General features: G+C 50.9%; 3 protein-coding genes. 2 read left to right on the top strand and 1 reads right to left on the bottom strand.

Annotation, left to right across the window (positions count from 1 at the left end):
- Positions 1-435 precede the first annotated feature (435 nt).
- Together ACRJJO_RS21730 and ACRJJO_RS21725 are read left to right on the top strand one after the other, a co-directional pair.
- The gene (locus ACRJJO_RS21730) at positions 436-1800 is read left to right on the top strand and encodes a DEAD/DEAH box helicase (protein ID WP_431067648.1); all 1365 of its coding nucleotides are present in this window, start codon (positions 436-438) and stop codon (positions 1798-1800) included.
- Positions 1801-2215: 415 nt separating this feature from the next.
- Entirely contained in the window at positions 2216-2692 is a 477-nt protein-coding gene (locus ACRJJO_RS21725) for a hypothetical protein (RefSeq protein WP_431067647.1), read from the top strand.
- A gap of 979 nt (positions 2693-3671) precedes the next feature.
- Here ACRJJO_RS21725 and smrA read toward each other — a convergent pair.
- Positions 3672-4322 (bottom strand): DNA endonuclease SmrA (gene smrA, locus ACRJJO_RS21720; protein ID WP_431067646.1); only part of this gene is annotated, 651 nt, incomplete at its 5' end.

Here is a 4322-nt window from a genome sequence, read left to right as displayed (position 1 = left end):
ATTGCCAAAGACCTATGGAATTTAGGTGCTGGATTTAGGTGCTGGGTTCACGGCGCCCTGTCGGGCGAGTGACCGCACTCTCACCCGCCCCTCGTACTTTCATTTGCCGGGGTGATTGCCCGGCCTTCATGAGCGTTAGGAAAAACTGATAGCAACTCCCACCGATGCTTAAATTAGGGACTTCTGATAAACTCGCCCTTCTCGATAATTTCAACCAACACTACACAAAAAGCGCCCAAGCAAAAGATAACATTAAAAAAAACGACTTAATAACAGTAGGTCTGTTACAATGCCGCTAATTCCGGCGCACTTCAGTCTGCGCCGCACCTCGCGGTCACCTCCCCGGTACACTTCGATTTTCTTCACTTTATGCGAATCCCGCCTAGACTGACCCAGGGCATTCCCGGGTAGGCCATTCCAGGAGCATTTTCCAATATGTTATTTTCCGAACTCGGCCTAGCCGCCGAATTAGTCCGTGCTGTCTCAGAACAAGGCTACAGCACGCCAACACCTGTTCAACGTCAAGCGATACCCGCAATTCTCAACGGTCGTGATGTTCTGGCCGGCGCACAAACCGGTACCGGCAAAACCGCAGGTTTCACATTACCCTTGCTGCACCTGCTGCACACCCAAAAACCCAAAAGTAATCGACGTGCGGTAAGAGCACTGATCCTAACGCCTACTCGCGAACTCGCCGCTCAAGTCGCCGAAAGTGTCGATACTTACGGAAAATATTTACCGTTAAAATCGGCGGTAATCTTCGGCGGCCTCAGCATCAACCCGCAAATCGCGCAATTACGGCGTGGTGTAGATATTCTAATCGCGACGCCGGGCCGTCTGCTCGATCATATCGCACAGAAAACCGTTGACTTATCGCAACTGGAAATACTGGTACTCGACGAAGCCGACCGCATGCTCGACATGGGCTTCATTCGCGACATCCGAAAAATCCTAGCATTACTCCCGCCGAACGGTCACGACGGCCGACAAAACCTACTCTTTTCAGCAACGTTCTCCGATGAAATCCGTCAACTTGCTAACGGGTTGCTGCATAAACCCGAGCAAATCGAAGTCGCGAGGCGTAACACAACCGTCGAAACCGTAGCTCAAACGGTCCATCCGGTCGACCGCAATCGCAAACAAGAACTCTTGTCGCATTTAATCGGCAGCCAGGACTGGCGTCAGGTATTGGTCTTCACGCGTACCAAACACGGCGCCAACAAACTCGCCGAAAAACTCGAACGCGACGGAATCGGTTCGGCCGCGATTCACGGCAATAAAAGTCAAGCCGCGCGCACAAAAGCATTAGCCGACTTCAAAAGCGGCGCGGTACGTGCCTTGGTAGCAACCGACATCGCAGCGCGCGGGTTGGATATCGATCAATTACCGCATGTCGTCAATTACGAACTCCCCAACATACCGGAAGATTATGTCCATCGTATCGGACGTACAGGTCGAGCGGGCAATGCCGGAGAAGCCATATCGCTTGTCTGTATCGACGAACATAATTTTCTGCGCGACATCGAACGATTAATCAAACGCGACATTAACAAAATCGAAATCGACGGCTTCCAACCTGACCCTACCATAAAACCCGAACCGGTCTTCAAGCAACGCCAGCAACGTTCGCCTCGCGCAGGAAATGATGCCAGAAATAACGGTCAACGCAACAACGGCAAGACGAGCGAGCGCCAAGCAGCGAAGCCTGCTCGTAGTAAACCGCGCCGCGGTAACGGAGCAAATTCCAGCTCAGGCCGCCCGCAACAAGGACGCTCAGGGCAACGACGTCTCAGTGCTTAACGCCATTCGTTAAAAAATGGGGCTACCCACTTAAGCCGGGACGGTTTGAGCCTTGTTCGCTGAGCGGAGTCGAAGCGAACAAGGCAATTGGCTTCGACTCCGCTCAGCCAGCAGTTCGATTAATCCGCTTAACGAAAAGTTAATCTGTCCCGTTTAAAATGGGAGACCAAAAATGGGAGTGCCGACTCTGACTGCGGACATGTATACTTCGCGTATCATAGAGGAGCTCCCACAATTCACCGAAAATCGGTGCTGACAATTCAGATTCCAACACTCCGTCATATTTTTGACAGGCAAACCCGATTCCGTTGAACAACAAAGTTGCAGAACATTGACGTTAACTGTTAAAAAGGACCTCAAAAGACTCTTTACTACTTAGGAGTCGCTGAAAAAACGGGCCCAAAAGGAACAAACAATGGCTGTAACAGATACTCCCGATAACGAAAAAATTCCACTCTACAAACCTAACCAACTCCCCCGCCGAAAAAAACGCTCGGCAAAAAAAGCAAAGGCGCAGCGGGTGCTCAATAAATATACCTTGATCGCAAGCGGCATCGGCTTTATTCCCGGCCCCCTAGCCGGCCAAATTGCAGTCGGCGGCTTACTAGCAAAACTAATGGACGACCTCTGCAAAATATACGGCCTGTCATTTTCCGATCATCAAATCAAAATCACCGTCACGGCGATACTTGGCGGAGCTCATTATGACTGGATTAGCCATTATCTAATCAAATACGTCAAAGGCTACACCCCCATTTCCGTATCAACCGGCTCGCTGCTGCTCCGCCCGGCCGTTTCCGGCCTGCTCGTCTATTACATCGGCAAGCTCTTTCTGCTGCATCTGGAATCCGGCGCATGGGTTAGAGTCAAGGAAAAAGGTTTCAATCCATAAACCTAAAAAGAGCAGTTGGCATGTGTTGTAGACCGTTCGCGCTGAGCCAAGTCGAAGCATGAAGGGTCTACAACACTTTCACCGGCGTGGTGAAGCCTCAAACTACCTCTCCTTAGCAGGACGGGATTTGCAGTCTTGCCCTGAAAGTTTAGGCGATGTTACGCGCTACTCTCAAACATCCGGTTCGAGTTAAATAACCCGCCCCACACCTCTGGCCTATTCAATCTTATTCCCAATCCCTTGCTTTTTTTCAAATAAGGAATTGCTAATTCCTACCGAAGAAATTTCACCGTATCGCAGCCGTTCGTTTTCCAAGTTGCGGATTTCCCTCCGAACACACTTATGATGATCGTGTTTAAATCTAACCGGTTGATGCTCATCACTCCGCTCAAAATACCTTAGGGCCTTGCCGACTTTCAACGGCTCAGGCTCGGGAATATATGCACGATCTGCAACAACACTATCCGGAAGCGCAACTGCACGGCTTCGCAATCGGCTTCGAGCGACTACTGTGGAGACAAGTAGCCGCTACGCGAATCAACAACGCTTGATTGACGGACTACAGGCTCATAATGGGTTTACACTTCGCTACTACCCATCCTACATGGCTCAACTGATTTTTTTAGGATAAAGGCTTAGTACGTAGCCCGTATGCCGCGCGGCGGAATACGGGAAGGCGCGGCGTCGAACTTCCCGGATTGCGCTACGCTAGTTAGACTCGCCGGAAGCGGTAGATAGCGATTTAGCAGTGAAGATCCTTGCTAGGGTCTCGAAATTTACCGATTTTCAAGTCAAAAAAAATGACTGTTTTATGGATTTTGAGAAAATAACTGATGCTCTATAACCTATGATCATCAACAATGTCCAAGATAGTTTGAGCGACGTAGGGTGCGCATCGCGCACCTTTCCACGGTGCCGAACAGACAAGAGCCCGACCCAGGTGCGCGATGCGCACCCTACATCTGGCTCCTAGTAGAAACTACCCGCCCAAACGCGCGGCGTGACGCTCGCGGTTTTCGCTACGAAGCTGTTCGCTCTTGCGCAACAGCACATAGAGAGCCGCGATGCCGCCGTGTTGTTTCAGTGCGGTGTGACTGGCTTGTACTTGCTCCATTTCCGGCAACCATTGCGCCAAATAGCTTTTCAATGTGGCATCGGTGTTTCGTCCGCGTCCGAAAACGAGCAATACGCTACGAATATTGCAGTCTTGACATTCGTGCACGAATTGCAGTAATTCGTCCCGGGCTTCGGAAGGCGTTTTGCGGAACAGATTCAAGGTCGCTTCCAGCGGATATTTGCCGAGTCTAAGATTTTTATAGACGCCGTCTTGTATGCCATCGCGCTTGTAGGTAATCCACGCATCGGCAGGCAGAGGCTTTCTGAGCACCAGCGACAGGGGGCCGTTGATGTCTTCTTTCGAAAATTGCGCTTGTTGCCTGCGGTATTGCTGACCGGGCGTTGCCGACTGAGCGGTTTTCACAATGGTTTTGACGGGTGCTTTCAGAGGAACCACATCGGCCATTTCCTGAAAAAAGAGATCGATTTCTTGCTCGGACATCGCAACCTCCTGAACGGTTATACTCATCGTAGATGAAAATTCGGCCTCGGGGTGCCCGTTAAAGGACGCCGT

It is taken from the genome of Methylotuvimicrobium sp., assembly GCF_050611805.1.
In the GTDB taxonomy this organism is placed as follows: domain Bacteria; phylum Pseudomonadota; class Gammaproteobacteria; order Methylococcales; family Methylomonadaceae; genus Methylotuvimicrobium.
This window is presented reverse-complemented; position numbering and strand designations above follow the sequence as displayed.